Source organism: Bacillus sp. SSR7 (assembly GCF_055902415.1).
In genome coordinates this window covers 86,618-108,621 of sequence record NZ_JBVVXV010000017.1, presented here as the reverse complement: position 1 = coordinate 108,621, position 22,004 = coordinate 86,618, and the positions used below count along the sequence as shown (strand labels likewise).

Here is a 22,004-nt window from a genome sequence, read left to right as displayed (position 1 = left end):
ATCGATAACTAGCTCTTTTTTTGTTACATATGTTTTAGGAGTGTTTCCACAAACTTTTCTAAATAGCGCTGATCTACTTCGTCGAAACGATTTTTTTCAGGACTATCAATATCAAGTACACCAATGACATTCCCATCCTTAATAATCGGTACGACGATTTCTGAATTCGAAGCACTATCGCAAGCGATATGTCCTGGGAATTGGTGAACGTCTGCTACAAGCTGCGTTGTTTTCGTTTCAGCTGCAACGCCGCAAACGCCTCGTCCAAATGGAATGCGCACGCAAGCAGGCATTCCTTGGAATGGTCCAAGAACAAGCTGATTTCCTTCTGTTACGTAAAAGCCAACCCAATTCACACGATCCAAAAATTGGTTTAATAATGCGGACGCATTTGATAAGTTTGCGACTACGTTTGATTCGCCAGTTAATAATGCATCCAGTTGTTTAATTACTGTCTCATATTGCTGCACGCGAGATCCTACATAACTTTCTTTAGTAAACATGGAAACAGCTCCTTTTTTATCGAGATGTGTAAAATATTAGCAAAATACGATGTATTTCACATGACTTTGTCGATAGAAAATTAAAGGAATTTGTCTTAAAAGTCAAGAAATTTACACTATAGCTGTTCAGTGAGAGGAAGTGAGCGCATGAAACAGACGAAACAAAAAGTAATTGATGCGGCAATATCGTTGTTTAACACGAAAGGTTATGATGGAACGTCGGTGCGAGACATTGCAAAGCGAGCGGATGTGAATGTAGCGAATATTTCATATTATTTTGCTGGAAAGCAAGGCCTATTAGAGCAGCTTATTACGGATTTTTTAGAAGGGTATATTCATGTGATTGAAACGTCCTTTGAACAGAGAGAGTATTTGTCGGCTAAAGATGTGATGGTGCAAATGGTGCGCGGGATTTTACGATATCAATTTGATAATAGGGAGCTGACACGTTTCTTTTACCGAGAGCTGTCGCTTGATACGACATTAATTCGAGAAGTGATGACCATTTACTTTTCTAAAGAAAGATATTATATAGAGCAAATCATAAAGCAAGGACAAATGAAACGAGAGTTTAAGAAGGTATCTTTTACAATGTTTATGACGCAATTAAAAGGCATGATGAATATGCCGTTTTTATATCCGCAATATATATCAGAAGTACTGCATTCTTTTCCGTCTGAGACATTTTTCTTAGAAATGTACACGAAAGAAATTGAACAATGGATGGAACAAACATTATGTATAACGAATATGTATCAGCAATGGCCAAGAGCTGTTCATATGTGAAAAATCCCCACCTAACGAACTGAGGTGGGGATTTTTGTGCTTTCTTTTCTTTGCCATACATTGTTGCATAATAGCGCGATAATTGTTAATGAAGCTCCGGCAATTTCAATTTTGTCGACTGTATAACCTCGAAAGATGGAACCGATAAGTGCAAGTACAGGAACTAAATTCATAAATAATATGCCGTTAATAGATGAAATATAGCGATTTCCTGTGTTCCAGCAAAATACAGCGATAACACCTGCAATAATCGACATATACAAGAGTTCAAAACGAACGTTCATAATTGTACGTAGTGACGGTACAGTAATGACGTTTGTGTAAGTAAAGAAAGTGACGATAACAATGAGTGAAATTGAGCCAAATAAACAAGTTAACGTCGTGTACCTCAGTGGTGACCAAGATTGAAAACTAGCACCACCGTTTGTATAAATGACCCAGCAAGTAACGCCGCACAGCATAAGTATATTTGTTGTGAGGTGACTGGCAGCTCCAAATAATAAGTGAATATTTCCTTTTGAAATGACAAGCATAACACCGATAAGTGCAACGAACATACAAAGGAATGTGTAGTTTTGTGGGCGTTTGTTTTTCGTTATCCACTGTAATAATAAAGCGATGAGTGGCATAAGAGACTGAATCATCGCGGCATGGATGGCTCCAGAAGGTCCGGCAAGTTGTTGGCCGTAAAAAACGAGAAAACCATATCCAGCGAAGCCGACCGTTCCGTAAAAGAATAACGAAAGTGTTCTTTTTTCTAAGCGGAGTGAATTTTTTCCTTCAGTAGTGAATAGCAAAATAAGAAAAATAATAGCTGCTGATCCATAGCGAATCGTTGTGAAGAAGAACGGATCGATAAATTGTAAGGCGTTTGCCATGACAGGAAACATAAATCCCCAAGCCGTTACGGCAAGTAAGCATAGGAGGGATCCGAGTAGCATTTGTTTTTTGTTCAAGAGTATCTTTCCCCTTTACATTTCGTTATAGTAAGTTGATGAAATAAGTATAAAGAGTAATTGTTTATAGAAGGAAATATCGATTCTTTATGACAGTTATAACTTTTTGTTAGAGGTGTGTACGATGGATTTGGAGGCAGTACGATCGTTTATTGAAGTAAAGAATACGCGAAGTTTATCAAAGGCGAGTAAGATTTTACATATTTCGCAGCCGGCGCTTAGTAAACAAATTCAAAGATTAGAAGCCGATTTAGAAGTTACTTTACTGAAGCGTTCCGCGCAAGGAGTGGAATTAACAAGTGCTGGAGAGCTATTTATAAAAAGAATGTTACCGATTTTGGAACACATACATGAAGTGAAAGCTGAGATGAAGAAATTTCAAGAGAAGCGGAACATTTCTATAGGCATATTGCCAAGTTTAGCAGCACATTACATATCAAAGTGTAAAGATATATTAGGTGACGGGTTCGAAGTAGAATGGAAAATTGAGCATACGAAAGTACTGATGGGACTCTTTAAAGAACGGAAGATTGAAGCGATGTTCATCGATTCAGCAGTAGAAAGTGCTACGTGTATAAAAGAAATCCGAGAAGAAAAAATTGTTTGTGTCGTTTCAAATGATCATCTTTATAAAGAGAAAACAGTAATCCGAATGGAAGATTTGCAAAATGAAAAGTTAATCGTATACCCAGAAATCTGCGATGTAAGAAAAATGATTACGAATATGTTTCAAGGGATAGGGACGAAACCGATCATTGCATTTGAAACTTCTTATGCAGAACCGATGCTTGCGATGGTCAGTGCTGGACTTGGCATTACGTTACTTCCAGAAATAGCAGTAGAGCAAGCGGTAAGGCAAGGAAATGTGCAGGCGATTTCTATTGAACCGCCACTTGTGCGCAAAATTTATTTCGCATCTCATATGGAAGAAGGCCATTTAGTTCATTCATTTGATGATGAGAGGTAATCCAAACGGAATATTGAGAAAGATTACAATTGCATTGAAAGAAACATGAAATTTTAAAAAAACTAGGTCAAAAACAAACCATTACATGGTATGATTAGTACATTGTTAGTTGTTAAATATAGGGGAATTCCCTTTTTATACATAATGCCTTCCATTTCATAAACGGAACGGACAAAAAAAGAGATATAACTAGGAGGCTTTTTTGCATGGATTCTATCCTGACGATCGTTATCATTGTAGTAAGCTCTATTCTAGTGCTGCTCATGATAGAGCTTGTGATAAGAAATCGTTCATATAAAGATATCGAAGCACTTGAGCAGTGGAAACAAGAGATAAAAGATAAACCTGTGGCAGATGAACTAAAACGGGTGAAAGATTTAAATATGACGGGTCAAACAGAAGAACTGTTTGGTAAATGGCGTGAAGAATGGGATGAAATTGTATCAACAACCATTCCGAAAGCTGACAAAGATTTAGCGCAAGCGCGAAAATTCGCCTCGCAATTCTCCTTCCGAAAAGCAAAGCATGCGATGAATGAATCCATAAGTGGTTTAGATGACGCTGATAATCGTATTACAGACATTTTAAATGAATTACAGCAATTGTTAGAAAGCCATGAAAAAAATAGCTCAGAAATTGAAGGGTTACGTGATACATATCGTAGTATGAAGAAGAGTGTTCTTGCTCATAGACATATGTATGGAGCAGCAGAGCAGAAAATCGAAGAGATGCTAGACGCTGAATCTGAGAAATTTAAAACCTTTGAAGAAGCAACAAACAATGGCGACTATTTAAAAGCGAGAGAAATTGTTATTAGTTTGGAAGAAGGTTTAGCAGATTTAGAAATCATTATTCACCAAATTCCAGATTTATTGGTAGAGTGTCAAGCGACGTTACCAGTTCAGCTGGAAGATTTATTACACGGACATAATGATATGGTAAGACAAGGTTATGTATTAGATTATTTGGAAGTCCCTAAAGAAGTTCGCGATATGACGAAACAACTACAAACATGTTTAATGGATATACAAGAGCTTCACATAACGGAAGCGGCTGAAAAAGTAGAAAACTTAAAAACGCGTTTAGATGGCTTCTATGATCAACTGGAACAAGAAGTGCATGCGAGACATTATGTGGAGCAAAAAACACTTTCTGTTTATGAAGACTTAGAAGAAATTCGAACTGAAACGATTGAAACAAAAGCAGAAACGCAACTTGTGAAACAAAGTTATCAGTTACAAGATAAGGACATTGAGTCTCAAAAAGTAATTGAAAAGCAAATGCACATTTTAATGAAACGTTTTGAAATGCTGCAATTACGCGTTGCGGAACAAGATATTGCCTTCTCTATTATTCGTGAGGAACTAGAAGAGGTTTATGAGCAATGTGAAACATTAAAAGTACTTCATGCAGAATATAAAGAAATGCTGCAAACGATGCGTAAAGAAGAATTTGAAGCACGTGAGAAGTTACAAGAAATGCGAAATACTATTTTCGAAACGAAACGCTTTATGCAAAAGTCGAATTTGCCAGGTCTTCCAGAGAGTATTATGGAAGATTTAAAAAGAGGACAAATGGCAATGCAAGCTGTATATGAGCAATTAGAAGTGAAGCCGTTAAATATGAATGCTGTAAATAGCAGTTTAGAAGAAGCTTACACAACTGTTAATGGTGTTGCTGAAATGACAGAAGAGTTAATTGGACAAGCGTATTTAGTTGAAAAATTAATTCAATACGGTAATCGTTACCGCAGTCATGATGAGAACCTTGCAGAGAGCTTAAATTATGCGGAGAAATTATTCCGTGAATATCAATACGATGCAGCTTTAGAACAAGCGGCGTCTGTACTAGAGCAACTTGAGCCTGGCGTTGTTCAAAAAATAGCTGAATATGTAGACAATGAACAAACCCTTTCATAAGGGTTTGTTTTTTTGTGTAATTTTTCAGGCGATGTTGCTATAATGAATAGCGGAATACAGTAAGGTTATTCGTTTTAAAATATAACGGAACCTTTTAGTAGTCTTGGCGTAATGACACGTATTTGTGATATGATTATATGATGTGACAGCGCTGAAAGGGGAAGAACGATGATCTATTTTGATAATAGTGCGACGACAAAGCCATATCCAGAAGCTCTTCAATCGTACGTAACGGTTGCAGGGAAATATTTTGGGAATCCTTCTTCTATTCATTCGCTTGGAGGAGAGGCAGAGCGTCTATTAACACAATCAAGAACAATTGCAGCGCAGCTTCTTCACGTTAAACCTTCTGAGATTATTTTCACATCAGGTGGAACGGAAGGGAATAACCTTGCGATTAAAGGGATAGCGATGAGGAATCGTTCGCGCGGTAAACATATCATTACAACAAATATTGAACACGCGTCTGTGTTTGAAGCATATAAACAATTAGAAGATCTCGGTTTTGATGTAACATATTTACCGGTTAATGAGCATGGTGTTGTATCGGTAGAGGATGTAAAACGGGCACTTCGTGAAGATACGATTCTTGTGTCAATTATTCACGTGAACAACGAGACTGGAGCAATTCAGCCTGTTGCTGAAATTGGAACGTTATTATCGAATTATCCGAAAATAAGATTCCATGTGGACCATGTACAAGGGATAGGAAAAGTACCGCTTAATTTATACGCTTCTCATATTGATCTTTGCTCAATATCTGGACATAAATTCCACAGTGTAAAAGGAACGGGTCTTCTTTATGTACGTGATGGCGTAAGGTTAGATCCAATTTTATCAGGTGGTCAACAAGAGCTGAAGTATCGCTCTGGCACAGAGAACTTACCTGGCATTGTAGCGATGGTGAAAGCACTTCGCATGACAATGGAACAAGTGAAAGAAAAGGTAGCTCATTTGCAAAGTTTACAAGCAGAGCTTGTTCGTTTCTTTAAAGAGATGGAAGATGTAACGATTAATACGTCGCTTGCATATGCAGCACCGCACATTTTAAATGTATCATTTGTAGGTTTAAAACCAGAAGTGGTCGTTCATGCTTTAGAAGAACACGGTGTATATGTATCAACGAAATCTGCTTGTTCTTCAAAAGCAAATGAAGTGAGCAGAGTGTTAGTGTCAATGGGAGTACCACATGCCGCTGCTGCAAGTGCTATTCGTATTAGTTTGGCACCAGAAAATACGATGGAAGAAGTTAAGCAATTTGAAGGTATTGTGAAAGAGACGATGCCAAAATTATATGAAGTGATGAGGTAAAGGAATATGATGACATATGAATATATTTTAGTTCGTTATGGAGAGATGACGACTAAAGGTAAGAACCGTTCTAAATTTGTAAGCACATTAAAAGATAACGTGAAGTTCAAACTGAAAAAATTCCCAAATATTAAAATTGATGCAACACATGACCGTATGTACATCCAATTAAATGGCGAAGATCATGAAGCGGTATCTGAAAGATTGAAAGATGTATTTGGTATTCATAAGTTTAACTTAGCGATGAAAGTACCATCGGAATTAGAAGATATTAAAAAAGGTGCATTAGCAGCTTTCTTACAAGTAAAAGGCGATGTGAAAACATTTAAAATTACTGTACACCGTTCTTATAAGCATTTCCCAATGAGAACGATGGAATTATTACCTGAGATTGGTGGACACATTCTAGAAAATACAGAAGATATTACTGTAGATGTTCATAATCCAGATGTAAATGTACGTGTAGAAATTCGCAGTGGTTATAGCTACATTATGTGCGATGAGCGTATGGGAGCTGGCGGTTTACCAGTTGGTGTTGGCGGAAAAGTAATGGTACTTCTTTCTGGCGGTATTGATAGCCCAGTAGCAGCATACTTAACGATGAAACGCGGCGTATCTGTGGAAGCAGTTCACTTCCATAGCCCACCTTTCACAAGTGAGCGCGCGAAACAAAAAGTAATCGATTTAGCACAAGAGTTAACGAAATACTGTAAACGTGTAACACTTCACCTTGTTCCATTTACAGAAGTGCAAAAAACGATTAATAAAGAAATCCCATCTAGCTATTCAATGACAGTTATGCGCCGTATGATGATGCGTATTACAGAGCGTATCGCAGAGGAGCGTAACGCGCTAGCAATCACGACTGGTGAAAGTCTTGGACAAGTAGCAAGTCAGACATTAGATAGTATGCATACGATTAACGAAGTAACAAACTATCCAGTTATTCGTCCACTTATTACGATGGATAAATTAGAGATTATTAAAATCGCTGAAGAAATCGGCACATATGAAATTTCAATTCGTCCGTACGAAGATTGCTGTACAGTATTTACACCAGCAAGCCCAGCGACGAAGCCGAAGCGTGAAAAAGCGAATCGTTTTGAAGCGAAATACGATTTCACACCATTAATCGATGAAGCTGTAGCGAACAAAGAAACAATGGTATTACAAACGGTAGAAGTAGTGGCGGAAGAAGAAAAATTCGAAGAACTTTTCTAAAACCATAAATTACCATATCTGAAACGTGTATGAAGTCATGTTATTTATCACACTCTATACTCACAAGGAGGTGATATAACATGGCACGTAGCACAAATAAATTAGCGGTTCCTGGTGCTGAATCAGCATTAGACCAAATGAAATACGAAATCGCTCAAGAGTTTGGTGTTCAACTTGGAGCTGATGCAACAGCTCGCGCTAACGGTTCTGTTGGTGGCGAAATCACTAAACGTCTAGTTTCACTAGCTGAGCAACAATTAGGCGGTTACCAAAAATAATCCCATATGATGGCTTAGAAAGAGCGGGTTCTCCCGCTCTTTCTTTTTTGTGTTGTGTCGCTATTTGTCGGTAAGGCGATACCCTTTGTCGAAACGTCAATATATTCAATTTTTCGTTGATATATTTAAAAAATAATCCATATAATTTCATTTATCAATTCGACAGAACTAAAAAATTTGTCAAAAGATGAGGGTTCAAAATTGACAGAAAATTCTTTATTATATAAGGGAGGCATAAAGAAAAAGGAGGATGTTTATGAAGAGAGAGGAATTGTTGGCACCACCGTCTTATAATTTAGTTTCTGAAATAGAGAAATATACAGGTGATAAAGAGAAGCTTGCTTTAATTTGGCAAGATGATAAAGGGAATCGAAGAGAAGTTACATACGCTGAGTTAATGAAAGGCGCAAATAAAATTGGAAACGCTTTTATAAAGAGTGGTCTGCAAAAAGGGGACAAGCTCCTCATTATGATGCCGCGTTTAATTGAGGCGTACATGACGTATATTGCTGCGATTAAAGCAGGATTTGTCGTAATTCCGAGTTCGGAAATGTTGCGCAAAAAGGATATTGAATACCGCATTGGACACGGGGAAGTAAAAGCAATCGTAAGTTATGAGCCGTACATTGGACAGTTTGATGATATAGAAGCGATGGAATCTCTTCAAAAATTCGTTCTGAGCGAGCAGTCAGTAGATGGATGGATGAATTTAAAAACAGCGTTAGAAACAGAGAGTGACATGTTAGAAATGGCGAAGACAGATAAAGAAGATATGGTCTTTTTATCTTACACGTCAGGAACGACAGGAAATCCAAAAGGTGTTGTTCATACACATGCGTGGGCATACGCTCATTTACGTACGAGCGCTCCAAATTGGCTCGGAATTGAAGAGAATGATGTGGTGTGGGCAACGGCTAGTCCAGGCTGGCAAAAGTGGATTTGGAGCCCGTTTTTAGCAACGCTAGGATCAGGGGCAACAGGATTTGTATATCACGGTAAGTTTGAACCAAAAACGTATTTAAATTTATTAGACGATAATAAGGTGAATGTGCTCTGTTGTACACCGACTGAGTATAGATTAATGGCAAAGGTAGAAGATTTAAGACAGTACAATTTAGAGGCGTTACATAGCGCTGTATCCGCAGGTGAGCCGTTAAATAGAGAAGTCATTAAAACGTTCCAAAAGCACTTTCATATTACAGTAAGAGACGGCTATGGGCAAACGGAAAATACATTGCTTGTTGGTGTAATGAAAGGGATGGATATTAGACCAGGATCAATGGGAAAACCAACGCCAGGTAACCACGTTGATATCGTAAATGAGGAAGGTGTTCCAGTTAAAGTAGGCGAGGTTGGTGATATTGCAGTTCACATTGAAACGCCCGCCCTCTTTAAACAATATTACAAAGACGATGAGCGTACAGCGATGCAATTCCGCGGTGATTATTATATTACAGGTGATAAAGCGAAAAAAGATGAAGACGGCTATTTCTGGTTTGAAGGGCGCGGTGATGATATCATTATTAGCTCTGGTTATACAATCGGGCCGTTTGAAGTAGAGGATGCACTTGTAAAACATCCTTACGTAAGAGAATGTGCGGTTGTCGCAAGTCCTGATGAAATTCGCGGGAGTGTCGTGAAGGCATTTATCGTATTAAGAGAGAATATAGAAAAGAACGAAGAAACATTAATTCCAACACTCCAACAACACGTCAAAGAGCTTACTGCACCATATAAATACCCTCGCAAAATTGAATTTGTAGATGAACTACCAAAAACGATTTCTGGAAAAATTCGCCGTATTGAGCTTAGGAAACAAGAGATGGAGATTCCATCAAAATAATTTTGAAAATAGTGAAATAAATAGTTGAATGAAGTATTAAGCATATGATATTATAAAAAAACGAACGTAAGTTCGGTTTTATAAATTAAAAAAATGAGGTGTCCGTATGATTTTAGGTATTAATCCGTACTTAGTTTTAGATGGTAGTGGGCAAGAAGCTGTACAGTTTTATAAAGAGGCGTTAGATGCAAAAGTAGAAGTCATGCAAACGTTTGGTGATATGCCTGAAAATCCAGAATACCCGATTCCAGCTGAAGCAAAAGAGCGCGTTTTACACGCTACTTTAAAAGTTGGTAATACGGATCTTATGATTTCTGATACATTCCCAGGTAAAGGACATGCAATTGGATCTCAAGTAACAATCGCAATTCAAATTAGTAATGCAGAAAAAGCGAAAGAAGTATTCAACAAGTTACAAGAAGGTGGCGAAGTTATTATGCCACTTCAAGAAACGTTCTGGAGCCCAGCATACGGACAAGTAAAAGATAAATTTAATATTGAATGGCAAATTACAACGTCTACTACTGAACAAAAGTAATGTTTAGAAAAGCACCATGTTTTGAAATGGTGCTTTTTTTTATACAATGAAAACAAAGGAGATGGGATATATGGGAGAAATTTGGTATGGCGGCACCATTTATACAATGAGAGAAGAAAATGAAAAATTGGACGCTGTTTACGTTGAAAACGGTATAATCGTTGATGTTGGAAGTAAAGAAGAGTTAGAAAACCGATATGCTGCGGTTACATTGCATGATTTAAAAGGCAAAACAATGATTCCAGGCCTCGTTGATAGCCATATGCATCTTATTGGTCACGGGGAGAGATTACTTCGTCTAGATTTATCAAATTGTACATCGTATAGCGAAGTGCTGACTCTCGTTCGGAAGCGCGTAGAAGAAGCACCAAAAGGTTCTTGGATTATTGGAGAAGGTTGGAATGAGAATAACTTTACAGATACGAAAGATGTTCATTTGAAAGATTTAGATGAAATTTCGAAAGAACATCCCATTTTATTAAAGAGAGTTTGCCGTCACGTTACATGGGTGAATTCATACATACTGCAAGAAGCAAATATAACAGAAGCGACAGAAGATCCAAAAGGCGGGAAAATTGGCCGTGATTCATCAAATATGTTAACAGGGCTTTTATATGAACAAGGACAAGAGTTAATTAAACATGTGCAGCCTGAAATTGATGAAGCTTATTTACAAAGCGCTTTGCAAACAGCGATTAAAGATTGCTGGCAATATGGCCTCGTTGGTGGGCATACGGAAGATTTAAATTATTACGGTGGTTTTAGAAAAACGCACAATGCGTTTGCTCATGTCATAAAGGAAATGCCATTTAAAGCACATTTACTCGTTCACCATGAAGTAGCACAGGAACGAAAGGAATATGAAAATGAGCATTATATTGAATTTGGTGCGATGAAAATTTTTTCTGACGGTTCTTTTGGCGGAAGAACAGCTTTATTAAGTGAACCGTATGAAGATGCGAAGGAAACAAATGGAGTTGCCATTTTCTCCCGTGAAGAGCTTGCAGAGTTAGTGAAAAAAGCACGAGACTTACATATGCCAGTTGCCATTCATACAATTGGTGATTTGTCGCTTGAGTATGTGATTGATGCGCTTGAATTGTATCCGTCAGCAGAAGGATTACGTGACCGCATTATTCATTGTCAGCTAGCTCGTGAAGAGTTAATTGAAAGAATGAAAAGCTTACAAGCCATTATTGATATACAGCCAGTCTTTGTTTCATCGGATTTTCCATCAGTCATTGAAAAATTAGGCGAGCATCGTCTTCGTTATGCGTACGCTTGGAAGACGTTACTGGAAGCAGGATTACATTGTAACGGTGGATCTGATGCTCCAATTGAGCAAGTAAATCCGTTTCTAGGCATATATAGCGCTGTTACACGTAGAAGTTTTATTGACGGTGTGTGCTATATGCCAGAGGAAAGGTTAACGGCATATGAGGCTGTCTCTTTATTTACAACAGGAAGTGCCTATGCAATCGGAAAAGAAGCGAAGCAAGGGCAAATTACAAAAGGATATGAAGCGGACTTTACGATATTAGACCGCAATATTTTTGAAATAGAGGCAGAAGAAATAAAAGAAGTACAAGTAGAGATGACCGTAATAGATGGCAAAGTCGTCTATAGAAAAGATGAGTAAAAATATATCAGCGATTTTCGAAATATATCGACCGTAACTCGAAATATATCAGCGATTATTCAAATATATCGACTTGCCGACAAAAACTGACAAGAATAACGGCCGGATAGCGAAAAATTGTTGTCCGCGCCAATCGGTGGTAAATAAATAACCGTAGAATTATGGGACCTTATAATTCTACGGTTATTTTTATACTATAAAAACGTTCTCTGTACTTTTTCCCAGAAAGAGTTGTTTTTTAATTTAACTGTTTTAATTTGTTTATCGCTTAAGCGTACAACAGCTTTTTCCACTTGTTTAATGCTAAGCGCTTCATTATCCATACCGATAACAGGATAATCGTTACCATCAGGTCTTAGTTTTAAAGTTAATGTACGTTCGTGATTTAAAATGAACGGTGAACCAAGTGTACGGTATGTGTTGTTATTTAAAGATGCTAATTCACTTACTTGGAAGCAAGGGATAAGCGGGTCAACAACTGCACCACGTAACGATTTATTGTAAGCTGTACTTCCTGTTGGAGTAGAGACAACTAAACCGTCACCTCTAAATGTTTCGAAATATAAATTATCAACGTGAACATCTACAACGAATGTTTTAATAATGCTAGAGCGTAATGAGAACTCATTTAAACAATGGAAAGATGTACTGTCATCTACGTCTACCTGAATTGTTGGATATTTTCGCACTTCAATTTCATTTTTTGTAATTTCTTGAAGGGCTGTATCGACGTGATCAATATGGAAATCGCAGTAGAATGAAATTTCATCTTTCGTAGAAATCCCTGCGTATAAACAATCATCCCTAAAACCAGTTTTACGAACGGCTTGTAAGAAAGTTGCATCATCTCCAACACTGACGATAGCGTTTGCATTTTTTGGATGATCTAATATGGTAAATCCATTCTCTTCTAAAATACGATAGATTGGTTTCATTTTTTCAACGAGCTTTGCTTTGTCATCACCATAAAAGAAAAATAAATTGCGACGATCTGCCATTATGTATCCCTCCACTGCAGTTAAATTTTCTATGCTTCGTGCTACATATCATTAGAGTCCGTTCCCTGATGATATGTTCAAATAATATATTTCGATATAAATTGTCAAAATACCTTTTTATTTTTAGAAAAATTTTTATATTCAATCTTATAAAACTCTGTTTAATGATGAATAAAGTTGTCGATAATGGATACGGAGTGAAAGGATGATACGTATGAAGTGGTTCGTAATTGGAATAATAATTCTTCTCCTTTTTATTTTGCTTATACTATTGTCGAAAATAAAGCTTAAAGTGACATTTTTATATTCAGAAATGGAAAAGCAATGTTTGTTTCAAGTGAAAATATGGATGATTCGCTATACATTTGATGTGTTGGAAAGAATTGAGAAGCAACAGAAGAAAACAGGGCAAAAAATCGAAAAAGCTGAAGAGGATGGCGGACTTGATAATAAAATTATGGCACAACTTGATAGCATTGGGGAACTGATAAAAAAGCTTCAAGAAGTTCATACTATCGTTAAAGATTTTCTCAAACGAGTGAAAATCAATGGTTGGAGATGGCACACGCAAATCGGTGCAGGTGATGCGGCTAGTACTGGAATTGTTACCGGATATGCATGGGGAACAAAAGGAATGGCTGCTGGAGTTGTAGGACAATATATGCATATTGTCGACGTACCAGAATTTGAAATTACTCCTGTTTTTCAAGGGAAAGGGTTTGCGTCAAGATGTGAATTAACAGCATCCTTTCGTATATTCCGTGCTATAAAAACAGGAATAAAATTACTCACGTTTATGAGAAGACAAAGATCTGGTGTGAATGAAAAATCTGTGCAAGCATAGGGGGGATATAAAGTGGACCATCCAATTCAAGGTTTAATGACAACCGCAATGCAGCATTTAAAACAAATGACTGATGTAAATACAATTGTGGGCGATCCAATTAAAGCGGCAGATGGAAGTGTAATTCTTACCGTTTCAAAAGTTAGCTTTGGATTTGCTGCTGGTGGAAGTGAATTTGGTAAAGTAGAACATTCAGGCCGTCATCCATTTGGCGGGGGAAGCGGTGGAGGAGTTTCTATTAATCCTGTTGCTTTTCTCGTTATAAATGGAGAAGGCGTAAAAGTGTTACATTTAGATAAGCAAACACATGTCATCGATAAAATAATTGAATTAGCGCCACAAGCTGTTGATAAAGTGAAAGAAATGATGGATAAACGAAAAGAAGACGATCCGGAATTTCAAATTTAACGAATAAAGAAGCTAATCAATGGATTAGCTTCTTTAATTTTTTTGTAAATAAAGCGATTTTATTTGCATTATCGATAGGGACAAACTATCATTTACATTGTACATATTTTGTTTAAATAAGGGAGGATTTTCAAGTGGCAAACGTAACTTTTAAAGGTAACCCAATGACTTTAGTTGGAACAGAAGTTAAAGTTGGCGATCAAGCGCCAAACTTCCAAGTGTTAGCAAATGACTTATCTCCAGTAAGTTTAGAAACATACAAAGGCGAAGTGAAATTAATTAGTGTTGTACCTTCAATCGACACAGGTGTGTGTGATGCACAAACACGTCGTTTTAACCAAGATGCAGCAGGTATTGAAAACGCGAAAGTATTAACAATTAGTGTTGACTTACCATTCGCTCAAAAACGCTGGTGTGCAGCAAACGGTTTAGAAAATGTTGTAACACTTTCTGACCATCGCGACCTTTCATTCGGTGAAGCTTACGGCTTAGTAATGAAAGAACTTCGTTTACTTGCTCGTGCAGTATTCGTAGTAGATAGCAATGACAAAGTAGTTTACGTAGAATACGTAAGCGAAGGTACAAGCCATCCAAACTATGAAGCAGCATTAGAAGCAGCAAAAGCTGCAAAATAATGTGAAGGAAGATGACCTCTTTGTAAGAGGTCGTCTTCTCTTATATATTGCTATATGGAATCGATATACGAGAGAAGACGTTACATCATACATTACTAAAAAGGGAGCTCTTAAAAAGAGGTCGCTTTTTCTTTTGGGAAAAAATCAGATTATGGTATGATATAAGTTATGTGTAAAAGAGAGAAGGAGGAATGTACGTGAGTCAGACAGTAGAAACATTATTTTCTATTTTTGATTCTTCTGCGGTAGTTTTACGTAAAGAATTAGATGTAACATATTTAGAGGCGCTTGTAGAAACAGGTGATAACTTGTTTGAAGGAGCGATTTTACAAGAGGAATTATCAGAATCAGCAATTGAAAGGCTGAATCGTGAATATAGTACGTTTAATGAAGAAACATATAAAGGTGAAGAAATTCGTAAAGCATTTCAGTTAGCCATCTTAAAAGGAATGAAAGAAGGCGTACAAGCGAATCACGAAATGACGCCTGATGCAGTTGGTATGTTCATGAGCTACTTATTCCATAAATTTATGCAAGGTCAAAATGAAATTACTGTGTTAGACCCTGCAATTGGAACAGGAAACTTAATGACTACAGTGTTTAACAGCGCCAAAGAAGGACTAACAATGAGTGGGTTTGGTGTAGAAGTGGACGAAGTGCTAATTAAACTTGCTTTAGTAAATGCGAATTTACAAAAGCATGCAATCGAATTCTTCCATCAAGATGGCCTAGCACCGCTTTATATCGATCCAGTTGATGCAGTCGTTTCAGACTTACCGGTTGGTTACTATCCAAATGAAATCGGTGCAAGTGAATATAAGTTAAAAGCAGATGAAGGAATGTCATATGCCCACCACCTATTTATTGAACAAAGTGTGAAGCATACGAAAGAAGGCGGATACTTATTCTTCCTAGTACCGAACTTCATTTTTGAAAGTGATCAAGCACCGAAATTGCATGCATTTATTAAAGAAACATGCTTTATTCAGGGGTTATTACAGCTACCTGTTTCCATGTTTAAAAACGAGAAAAATGCAAAAAGTATATTTGTTCTCCAAAAGAAAGGGCCTAGTGTAACGATGCCAAAACAGGCGTTATTAGTGGAGTTACCTAAATTCTCCAACATGAAGGCGATGGAGGACATTATGGACCAATTAAATACTTGGTTTGCAACGCATAAATAAGGCTAGGTATATGTAACAGGGTTAGTAATTCATGTAGTACAGTTTTATATGATATGTCATATTTTTAAATATATACAAGATTTAACTGAATTTTTTTGAAATCTGTAATATATTTTTTTTCTTGGTGTTACAATTTTTTCACTTGAAATATATGTCGTACGATGTTTAAATTAAAATCGTGAGTATAAAATTTGCTAATGATGAAACGTTTTCATATTTAGTAAATTTGATCAGATAAAATCGAGCGGTTTGTGGAAACATCCACACAACTACCAAGAGAAAAAGGGGCGAAAGACTAGATGTCAAAAATCATCGCGATTAACGCAGGAAGCTCTTCCTTAAAATTCCAATTATTTGAAATGCCAAGTGAAACAGTATTAACAAAAGGTTTAGTAGAACGTATCGGTTTAGAAGATAGTATCTTCACTATTACTGTAGATGGCGAAAAACAAAAAGAAATTACAAACATTCCAGATCACGCAGTAGCAGTTAATATGCTTCTTAAAAAATTAACTGAAAACGGAATCGTTAAATCTCTAGATGAGATTGGCGGTATCGGTCACCGTGTTGTTCACGGCGGCGAAAAATTTGCTGACTCTGTTCTAATTACTGATGAAGTATTAGCTGATATCGAAGAATTAAGCGATTTAGCACCACTTCACAACCCAGCAAACGTTGTTGGTATTAAAGCATTCCAAGAAGTATTACCAAACGTACCAGCAGTAGCAGTATTCGATACAGCATTCCACCAAACAATGCCGGAATCTGCATTCCTATACAGCTTACCATATGAGTACTATGAAAAATTCGGTATCCGTAAATACGGTTTCCACGGAACTTCTCATAAATATGTAACTGAGCGTGCGGCTGAACTATTAGGTCGTCCACTTGAAAGCTTAAGCTTACTTTCTTGTCACTTAGGTAACGGTGCAAGTATCGCAGCAGTAGAAGGCGGTAAATCTATCGATACTTCTATGGGCTTCACTCCACTTGCTGGTGTAACAATGGGTACACGTTCTGGTAACCTTGACCCTGCGTTAATTCCATACATCATGGAAAAAACAGGTCAAACAGTAGAAGAAGTGGTTAACGTATTAAACAAGAAGAGTGGTATGTTAGGTCTTACTGGTTTCTCTAGTGACCTACGTGATATCATTGCGAAAGAAGAAGAAGGCGACCACCGTGCGAAAGTAGCACTTGATGTATTCGTAAGCCGTATCCACAAATACATCGGTTCTTACACTGCTCGTATGAAAGGTGTAGACGCAATCATCTTCACAGCTGGTGTAGGTGAAAACAGTGCGATTATTCGTGAGCGCGTATTAGAAGGCCTTGAGTACATGGGCGTATACTTCGATGCAAAACGCAATAACGTATTCGGTGAGGAAGCATTCATCAACTTCCCACACTCTCCAGTAAAAATTATTGTAATTCCAACTGACGAAGAAGTTATGATCGCTCGTGACGTACTACGTCTTGGAGATATTGGTTAATATACTATATGAAAAGAAAGACGAGATCCTATAGGATTTCGTCTTTTTTCTATTGGAGATAGTTCAAAATTCCATCTGGATAGAGTACTTTCTTCTTCTGAATGAATGCTGTCAGGGGAATCCATTTCGCATACGATACGGTTTGCTCATCTTGTATATTCACTTTTTCCATTTCATATAGTGCTGTGTCTAATAAGCGTAAAGAATATAGTTGAATGATTTCATGAGCAATTTCTCCATCAAGATGAAAGATGTTTTCTAAGCAACCTAAATAAGCGGTGATTTCCACTTCTGTATGAAGTTCTTCTTTATATTCACGAATAACGGTATGTGCTGATTTTTCACCAAGTTCAATTGAACCGCCAAGAGGCCGGTAATATGTTTCATCGCCTGTATGATATTCTTGTACGAGAAGCCTCTCGTGATGTATAGCAAGACCGAAAGCTTTTGCACGTGGATACATATAGAATCACTCCTTATTTATCCCGCTTTAACGGGCAGTAAGACCCCCACCTCAAAATTCAGCGGAAGCAAAGAAGTTAGGTGGGGGATCAACTGTCCGTAAAAGTCCGATTGGTTCAACTAATAATCAGTGGGGGATGAACAAAACCCCCACTGATTAAAGTTTCACTTTATTTTGTATAAGGATGATTATAATGTATTTCGTAATAAAAGTGTCGTGTATTTAAGAATGTGGTCGAATTACGATGCCATTAAATAAGTCATTCCAAAATTCTTCATTGTACTGAAATACATCCATAATAGGGCAGTTTATAACGCAAATATTTTGTAATCCCCAATCTTCTTCTACAACAGTTGGTACATCTGCAGGAATGAGTAATAGGACAGAAAAATTATGTTTGACTATTTGAGATAAAATGTGTTCCAAGGAACGTGCTTCTTCGTATGTCCCTCCAGTTCGAATAAATAATATGGATTCTGCCGTTTCAATTGTATTTAGAAAACGATTAATTCGATGCTCATAATTTAGCTTGATTTCTGAATAAGAAGGCCAAGAAGTTGGTGTGTTTACATCTGTTTTAAAGTCATGACAGGAGTCGATTTCATAGAGGTTGTCCCTTAGTCTTAATTTCGCATCATCATCCCAAAATGAGATGAAGGATAAATTTTCGAACTGTAAAAAACGGTCAAATCGATTTTGTAATAATACATTCACTTTTTCTAATGAAGGGCTTAGCATAAAATCGATAACACCAAAAAATGGTGATAATTTGAATTGATATAACGCCCAAGCAGGCCAGCAGTTTTGTCCTAAACTGAATACTGCATGATATTCTTTTTTTATATCGGATAGATTCATGTGATTTATCTCATCCTTTTTGTTAATATTTTATGCTACTCAAAAATGGTATGTGAATAAAGATAGACAAGCATATTTGCAAAGAATAAGCAGAAATATGTTACAATAGAAAAAAATCGAACGAGGTGGTTGTTACGATGCGATCGAAGCGAGAACAAGCCATTTTAGACAATATAAAAGAATGGGAATCGCAATTAGTTGAGCAAGAAGCGACTGATTTTCAAAAACTGTTTGATAAATGGGTACATACTACAATTGCGAAACTACCTGAGAAAAAACGAAAAGATTTCTTTACGAAAGCAGATGGGTGGCTCTTTCATTTGCATGCATTGATTCAAAGTTCACAATCACAGTTAGATGCGCGTAATCGTATTTTAGGGACATCGAGATTATTTGATGAATCGATTGAGCAACTAGAGGATTTAAAAGCATTATCTATTGATCAATTAACATACATAGCAGAGCAGCAAACAGCACGCCATCGCCTATATTCATTCGTACAAGGCGGAGCGACGGGGGCTGGGGGTTTATTATTATTAACGGCCGATTTCCCGGTTATGATTGCGTTAAATGTGAAGGCTGTCCAACTTATTGCAACGTCATTTGGGCATGATGTGAACAAGCCGTATGAAATGATGCTTGCGTTAAAGGTCTTTCATGCGTCATTACTACCAGGAAGACTTCAGCAATACGCATGGTACAATTTACTGCAAGAGTTAGAGCAAGAAGATTCGTTCTTCTACGAAGGAGACGAAGCGGTGTTACAACCAGCTTCTACTGAAGTTGTGCTAAAACAAATTTTGAAAACATTTTCGATTTATGCTCTTCGTCGTAAATTATTCCAAGGTATTCCGGTAATTGGAATGGCAATCGGGTCTACAGTGAATTATCGTTTAACAAGAAACGTTACTGAATTTGCAAATAGATTTTATCAAGTGCGCCACATAGTGGAAAAGGAAAAAAGAGCATAAAAAAAGCGAGAGGCCGAAGCCTTTCGCTTTTTTAATTTGTTGCATGCTTTTTGGACATTGGAATAGATACTGTCTGCTTTTCTTCTGCTTTTTCTGTTTTTGGATAATAAATTAAATCCAATGTTTTTGCCTGTACGGCAATCGAAAGAATAGTAAAAGCAATTTCTGTCCAATTTAAATAATATAATGAAAGCGCAAGAACAATCGCGTCAAAGACGAAGAAAATTTGCCCAATTGTAAAACGTGTTTTTTTACTTAATACAATTGTTAAAATATCGTCTCCACCGGTTGCACCGCCAAATCGCAATATAAAACCGAGTCCAATACCAGCTAACGCACCGCCAACTACTGCAGCTATAAATAAATTGTTTGATAAATCGACCGTAAATGGAGAATAATTTTCCATAAGAGAATAAAATACTCCGAATGAAATTGAACCTAAGAATGAATAGCCAACCATTTTTCTACCTAACAATGAAGCACACAGTAAAATAATTGGGATATCCATCATTACAGTTGAAATAGATGGTGAAATATCATAAAAATTTTGGATGAATAGTGCAATACCTACAAAGCCACCTTCTGTTAAGTGGTTTTGGAAGTGAATGTGATATAGCGCTGCTGCTAAAATAAATGAACCGATTAAAACCATAAAAATTTCTTTAATAATTTGTCGACTTTGGATGTTCCTCATCGTTATTCCTTCTTTCCGTAGTTAGTAGTCCTTTTTGTGTTGTAAACTAACTACGAGCTCACATGTAGCTTTCAGTTAGTTTACGAAAAAACTAACTACGCTATATGTCGCTGAAGAAATAACGAATAATCCTCTCGTCCATCAATTCTCCCTACCTTCGTTTTAGTTTAAGTCTTAAAACGACTAAACAAAACGTGGAGTAGGATTCTTCATTTAGCAATCCTGCTCTTCTTTGTTTTGTTTAGCTAGTAACAATTAAGTCCTAAACAAAACGCTATGTGTAAGAAGAGTCTTTTTTTTGCCAAATTATCCTTCGGGCAATCATAATTTCCCCACTCTCGTATTTTTTTCGCTAGACTAAAGTATCTGAGCTGGAAAATACGCTACGTGTATGATTCGTCAATACGATGCCACATGCTCCTTCGAGCGATCATGATATCAAAATCCCTTCCTTCAAGATTTATATTATTATATCATACTTTCAAAAAATGTATGCGGATGGAAACCGACAATAAACGGAGGAAATCTACAAAAATTGTTATGTTTAAATATTTTTGTAGAAAAGCCTAAGTTATTTTGGAGAATTGGACAGTTTTTTAGTTTGTCCAATAAGTAAGAAAAGAAGAGTTTTTATTCAGTTGTATTCTTATCATCACTTCTATCTTTAAAAAACGCATCCCAGCTAATCACACTTAAAAAAGTTAAAGCGATAATAACGAAAGCGCGCGCATAAGTGTAAGGCCTCCTTTTGTACATAGTATATGAATCATTTACTTTATGATGTGTCATGTTTTTACAAGTTTTAACTATTATGAGAGTATATTAATATAGATAGATGAAGAGGAGAGTGAAAATATGCTAAAAGACATGTTTAAAAGAAAAGAATTAATATGCGTTTCATGTCAGAAAAAGATTCAATATGAAGAAGAGCTAGTTGCTTTTGTCAAGTTACCGAAAGAAAGAAGTATATTAGTTGGCCCATTTGATGTGTGTTTGGCGAAGACAGCACAAGAGGTATATTGTAAATCGTGTTACGACAAAAAAGCATGACCCAAAGTAATTGAGGGGCATGCTTTTTTTATTGGTGTGCTTTCCCCTCAGATACATTTTGAGTGAGTCGATACCAAAGCCAAAGGTCATTAATGATGGAAGCGAGATCGGCAATTTCTGAATTCAGTTCGCAAGAAATTTCGAAGTCTTCTTCGTTATTTAAATGATGCTGTTTTGCATTAATATAATGTTCGAGTTCTTTTATACGATCAGGAATCTTTCCGCGAACTTGTTCCCACTTTAATAAAATCGCATGTTGCATTTTTTCGGGGATATCTTCCCAGTCTTCTTGTAAATGCGGAATTTCAATTCCGAGATGTTCATCGTATAAGAAATACTTTTCCATAAGTTCACCCCCGTTTTCCTGCTTATATTGTACAAAAAAACAGAAAGAAGTTCGACGAAATTGTTTGAAAAAATTTGAAAATGACTCTTGATACATTTT

At 36.9% G+C, this 22,004-nt stretch carries 23 protein-coding genes; 16 read left to right on the top strand and 7 right to left on the bottom strand.

What is annotated here, in order from left to right; translation table 11 throughout:
• Nucleotides 1–23: 23 nt before the first annotated feature.
• Entirely contained in the window at nucleotides 24–503 is a 480-nt protein-coding gene (locus AC0NJG_RS23835) for a GAF domain-containing protein (protein WP_173601211.1), read from the bottom strand.
• A 147-nt stretch (nucleotides 504–650) separates the two neighbouring features.
• On the opposite strand from AC0NJG_RS23835, the gene refZ reads away from it, so the two are divergent.
• On the top strand, nucleotides 651–1,289 hold the full coding sequence (gene refZ, locus AC0NJG_RS23830) for a forespore capture DNA-binding protein RefZ (protein ID WP_429681226.1): 639 nt from the start codon (nucleotides 651–653) through the stop codon (nucleotides 1,287–1,289).
• A gap of 11 nt (nucleotides 1,290–1,300) precedes the next feature.
• Here refZ and AC0NJG_RS23825 read toward each other — a convergent pair whose 3' ends face one another.
• The gene (locus tag AC0NJG_RS23825; RefSeq protein WP_087954090.1) at nucleotides 1,301–2,245 is read right to left on the bottom strand and encodes a DMT family transporter; all 945 of its coding nucleotides are present in this window, start codon (nucleotides 2,243–2,245) and stop codon (nucleotides 1,301–1,303) included.
• A gap of 124 nt (nucleotides 2,246–2,369) precedes the next feature.
• On the opposite strand from AC0NJG_RS23825, the gene AC0NJG_RS23820 reads away from it, so the two are divergent.
• The 8 genes from AC0NJG_RS23820 to AC0NJG_RS23785 all read left to right on the top strand — a co-directional run bounded on the left by AC0NJG_RS23820 (nucleotide 2,370) and on the right by AC0NJG_RS23785 (nucleotide 11,961).
• Nucleotides 2,370–3,212 (top strand): LysR family transcriptional regulator, encoded by an 843-nt coding sequence (locus AC0NJG_RS23820; RefSeq protein WP_087954091.1) that lies wholly within the window; start codon nucleotides 2,370–2,372, stop codon nucleotides 3,210–3,212.
• 206 nt (nucleotides 3,213–3,418) lie between these two features.
• On the top strand, nucleotides 3,419–5,131 hold the full coding sequence (gene ezrA, locus AC0NJG_RS23815) for a septation ring formation regulator EzrA (protein ID WP_001970967.1): 1,713 nt from the start codon (nucleotides 3,419–3,421) through the stop codon (nucleotides 5,129–5,131).
• 168 nt (nucleotides 5,132–5,299) lie between these two features.
• The gene (locus tag AC0NJG_RS23810; RefSeq protein WP_000638965.1) at nucleotides 5,300–6,442 is read left to right on the top strand and encodes a cysteine desulfurase family protein; all 1,143 of its coding nucleotides are present in this window, start codon (nucleotides 5,300–5,302) and stop codon (nucleotides 6,440–6,442) included.
• Between the two features lie 6 nt (nucleotides 6,443–6,448).
• Nucleotides 6,449–7,663: a tRNA uracil 4-sulfurtransferase ThiI gene (thiI, locus tag AC0NJG_RS23805; RefSeq protein ID WP_000989288.1), complete on the top strand. Its 1,215-nt coding sequence runs from the start codon at nucleotides 6,449–6,451 to the stop codon at nucleotides 7,661–7,663.
• A gap of 80 nt (nucleotides 7,664–7,743) precedes the next feature.
• Nucleotides 7,744–7,941: an alpha/beta-type small acid-soluble spore protein gene (locus AC0NJG_RS23800; RefSeq protein ID WP_000124489.1), complete on the top strand. Its 198-nt coding sequence runs from the start codon at nucleotides 7,744–7,746 to the stop codon at nucleotides 7,939–7,941.
• Between the two features lie 256 nt (nucleotides 7,942–8,197).
• Nucleotides 8,198–9,784 (top strand): acyl-CoA synthetase MbcS, encoded by a 1,587-nt coding sequence (gene mbcS / locus AC0NJG_RS23795; RefSeq protein WP_087996644.1) that lies wholly within the window; start codon nucleotides 8,198–8,200, stop codon nucleotides 9,782–9,784.
• A 106-nt stretch (nucleotides 9,785–9,890) separates the two neighbouring features.
• A complete protein-coding gene (locus tag AC0NJG_RS23790; RefSeq protein ID WP_087954093.1) occupies nucleotides 9,891–10,322 on the top strand; it encodes a VOC family protein in 432 nt (143 codons plus the stop codon).
• A 70-nt stretch (nucleotides 10,323–10,392) separates the two neighbouring features.
• Nucleotides 10,393–11,961 carry an amidohydrolase gene (locus tag AC0NJG_RS23785; RefSeq protein ID WP_087996646.1) on the top strand — a complete coding sequence of 523 codons (1,569 nt, stop codon included), beginning with the start codon at nucleotides 10,393–10,395 and terminating at the stop codon, nucleotides 11,959–11,961.
• A 194-nt stretch (nucleotides 11,962–12,155) separates the two neighbouring features.
• On the opposite strand, the gene AC0NJG_RS23780 is transcribed toward AC0NJG_RS23785, so the two are convergent.
• Nucleotides 12,156–12,959, bottom strand: a complete 804-nt coding sequence (locus tag AC0NJG_RS23780; RefSeq protein WP_087954095.1) for an NAD kinase — start codon at nucleotides 12,957–12,959, stop codon at nucleotides 12,156–12,158.
• 205 nt (nucleotides 12,960–13,164) lie between these two features.
• On the opposite strand from AC0NJG_RS23780, the gene AC0NJG_RS23775 reads away from it, so the two are divergent.
• From AC0NJG_RS23775 to ackA, 5 genes are all read left to right on the top strand, one after another.
• A complete protein-coding gene (locus AC0NJG_RS23775) occupies nucleotides 13,165–13,803 on the top strand; it encodes a DUF2953 domain-containing protein (RefSeq protein ID WP_087954096.1) in 639 nt (212 codons plus the stop codon).
• 12 nt (nucleotides 13,804–13,815) lie between these two features.
• Nucleotides 13,816–14,211 carry a GerW family sporulation protein gene (gene ytfJ / locus AC0NJG_RS23770; protein WP_000350005.1) on the top strand — a complete coding sequence of 132 codons (396 nt, stop codon included), beginning with the start codon at nucleotides 13,816–13,818 and terminating at the stop codon, nucleotides 14,209–14,211.
• Between the two features lie 134 nt (nucleotides 14,212–14,345).
• Nucleotides 14,346–14,846 carry a thiol peroxidase gene (tpx, locus tag AC0NJG_RS23765; protein WP_000024530.1) on the top strand — a complete coding sequence of 167 codons (501 nt, stop codon included), beginning with the start codon at nucleotides 14,346–14,348 and terminating at the stop codon, nucleotides 14,844–14,846.
• A 197-nt stretch (nucleotides 14,847–15,043) separates the two neighbouring features.
• Nucleotides 15,044–16,030, top strand: coding sequence for a class I SAM-dependent methyltransferase (locus tag AC0NJG_RS23760; RefSeq protein ID WP_139866436.1), 987 nt, complete (start codon nucleotides 15,044–15,046; stop codon nucleotides 16,028–16,030).
• A 299-nt stretch (nucleotides 16,031–16,329) separates the two neighbouring features.
• Complete coding sequence (gene ackA, locus AC0NJG_RS23755) at nucleotides 16,330–17,523, top strand: acetate kinase (RefSeq protein ID WP_000034580.1); 1,194 nt, start codon at nucleotides 16,330–16,332, stop codon at nucleotides 17,521–17,523.
• A 49-nt stretch (nucleotides 17,524–17,572) separates the two neighbouring features.
• Here the strand turns inward: ackA and AC0NJG_RS23750 are convergent, their stop codons facing one another.
• Both AC0NJG_RS23750 and AC0NJG_RS23745 read right to left on the bottom strand, forming a co-directional pair.
• On the bottom strand, nucleotides 17,573–17,986 hold the full coding sequence (locus AC0NJG_RS23750) for an NUDIX hydrolase (protein ID WP_087954098.1): 414 nt from the start codon (nucleotides 17,984–17,986) through the stop codon (nucleotides 17,573–17,575).
• Between the two features lie 222 nt (nucleotides 17,987–18,208).
• Complete coding sequence (locus AC0NJG_RS23745; RefSeq protein ID WP_087954099.1) at nucleotides 18,209–18,844, bottom strand: DUF1796 family putative cysteine peptidase; 636 nt, start codon at nucleotides 18,842–18,844, stop codon at nucleotides 18,209–18,211.
• Nucleotides 18,845–18,981: 137 nt separating this feature from the next.
• On the opposite strand from AC0NJG_RS23745, the gene AC0NJG_RS23740 reads away from it, so the two are divergent.
• Complete coding sequence (locus AC0NJG_RS23740; protein ID WP_087954100.1) at nucleotides 18,982–19,815, top strand: EcsC family protein; 834 nt, start codon at nucleotides 18,982–18,984, stop codon at nucleotides 19,813–19,815.
• Nucleotides 19,816–19,846: 31 nt separating this feature from the next.
• On the opposite strand, the gene AC0NJG_RS23735 is transcribed toward AC0NJG_RS23740, so the two are convergent.
• Nucleotides 19,847–20,509 (bottom strand): YitT family protein, encoded by a 663-nt coding sequence (locus AC0NJG_RS23735; protein WP_087954101.1) that lies wholly within the window; start codon nucleotides 20,507–20,509, stop codon nucleotides 19,847–19,849.
• Between the two features lie 855 nt (nucleotides 20,510–21,364).
• Between AC0NJG_RS23735 and AC0NJG_RS23730 the strand changes: the two genes are divergently transcribed.
• Complete coding sequence (locus AC0NJG_RS23730; protein ID WP_060486558.1) at nucleotides 21,365–21,559, top strand: hypothetical protein; 195 nt, start codon at nucleotides 21,365–21,367, stop codon at nucleotides 21,557–21,559.
• A 28-nt stretch (nucleotides 21,560–21,587) separates the two neighbouring features.
• Here AC0NJG_RS23730 and AC0NJG_RS23725 read toward each other — a convergent pair whose 3' ends face one another.
• On the bottom strand, nucleotides 21,588–21,905 hold the full coding sequence (locus AC0NJG_RS23725; RefSeq protein WP_143881785.1) for a radical SAM protein: 318 nt from the start codon (nucleotides 21,903–21,905) through the stop codon (nucleotides 21,588–21,590).
• Nucleotides 21,906–22,004 lie beyond the last annotated feature (99 nt).

What these genes read in the sequence shown, in the direction of transcription:
- thiI (WP_000989288.1), top strand. Translation starts at nt 6,449, where the DNA reads ATGATGACATATGAATATATTTTAGTTCGTTATGGAGAGATGACGACT.
- AC0NJG_RS23800 (WP_000124489.1), top strand. Translation starts at nt 7,744, where the DNA reads ATGGCACGTAGCACAAATAAATTAGCGGTTCCTGGTGCTGAATCAGCA.
- AC0NJG_RS23820 (WP_087954091.1), top strand. Translation starts at nt 2,370, where the DNA reads ATGGATTTGGAGGCAGTACGATCGTTTATTGAAGTAAAGAATACGCGA.
- AC0NJG_RS23775 (WP_087954096.1), top strand. Translation starts at nt 13,165, where the DNA reads ATGATACGTATGAAGTGGTTCGTAATTGGAATAATAATTCTTCTCCTT.
- AC0NJG_RS23790 (WP_087954093.1), top strand. Translation starts at nt 9,891, where the DNA reads ATGATTTTAGGTATTAATCCGTACTTAGTTTTAGATGGTAGTGGGCAA.
- mbcS (WP_087996644.1), top strand. Translation starts at nt 8,198, where the DNA reads ATGAAGAGAGAGGAATTGTTGGCACCACCGTCTTATAATTTAGTTTCT.
- AC0NJG_RS23810 (WP_000638965.1), top strand. Translation starts at nt 5,300, where the DNA reads ATGATCTATTTTGATAATAGTGCGACGACAAAGCCATATCCAGAAGCT.
- AC0NJG_RS23745 (WP_087954099.1), bottom strand. Translation starts at nt 18,844, where the DNA reads ATGAATCTATCCGATATAAAAAAAGAATATCATGCAGTATTCAGTTTA.
- AC0NJG_RS23835 (WP_173601211.1), bottom strand. Translation starts at nt 503, where the DNA reads ATGTTTACTAAAGAAAGTTATGTAGGATCTCGCGTGCAGCAATATGAG.
- AC0NJG_RS23725 (WP_143881785.1), bottom strand. Translation starts at nt 21,905, where the DNA reads ATGGAAAAGTATTTCTTATACGATGAACATCTCGGAATTGAAATTCCG.
- AC0NJG_RS23740 (WP_087954100.1), top strand. Translation starts at nt 18,982, where the DNA reads ATGCGATCGAAGCGAGAACAAGCCATTTTAGACAATATAAAAGAATGG.
- ezrA (WP_001970967.1), top strand. Translation starts at nt 3,419, where the DNA reads ATGGATTCTATCCTGACGATCGTTATCATTGTAGTAAGCTCTATTCTA.
- AC0NJG_RS23750 (WP_087954098.1), bottom strand. Translation starts at nt 17,986, where the DNA reads ATGTATCCACGTGCAAAAGCTTTCGGTCTTGCTATACATCACGAGAGG.
- AC0NJG_RS23785 (WP_087996646.1), top strand. Translation starts at nt 10,393, where the DNA reads ATGGGAGAAATTTGGTATGGCGGCACCATTTATACAATGAGAGAAGAA.
- AC0NJG_RS23735 (WP_087954101.1), bottom strand. Translation starts at nt 20,509, where the DNA reads ATGAGGAACATCCAAAGTCGACAAATTATTAAAGAAATTTTTATGGTT.
- AC0NJG_RS23780 (WP_087954095.1), bottom strand. Translation starts at nt 12,959, where the DNA reads ATGGCAGATCGTCGCAATTTATTTTTCTTTTATGGTGATGACAAAGCA.
- refZ (WP_429681226.1), top strand. Translation starts at nt 651, where the DNA reads ATGAAACAGACGAAACAAAAAGTAATTGATGCGGCAATATCGTTGTTT.
- AC0NJG_RS23730 (WP_060486558.1), top strand. Translation starts at nt 21,365, where the DNA reads ATGCTAAAAGACATGTTTAAAAGAAAAGAATTAATATGCGTTTCATGT.
- ackA (WP_000034580.1), top strand. Translation starts at nt 16,330, where the DNA reads ATGTCAAAAATCATCGCGATTAACGCAGGAAGCTCTTCCTTAAAATTC.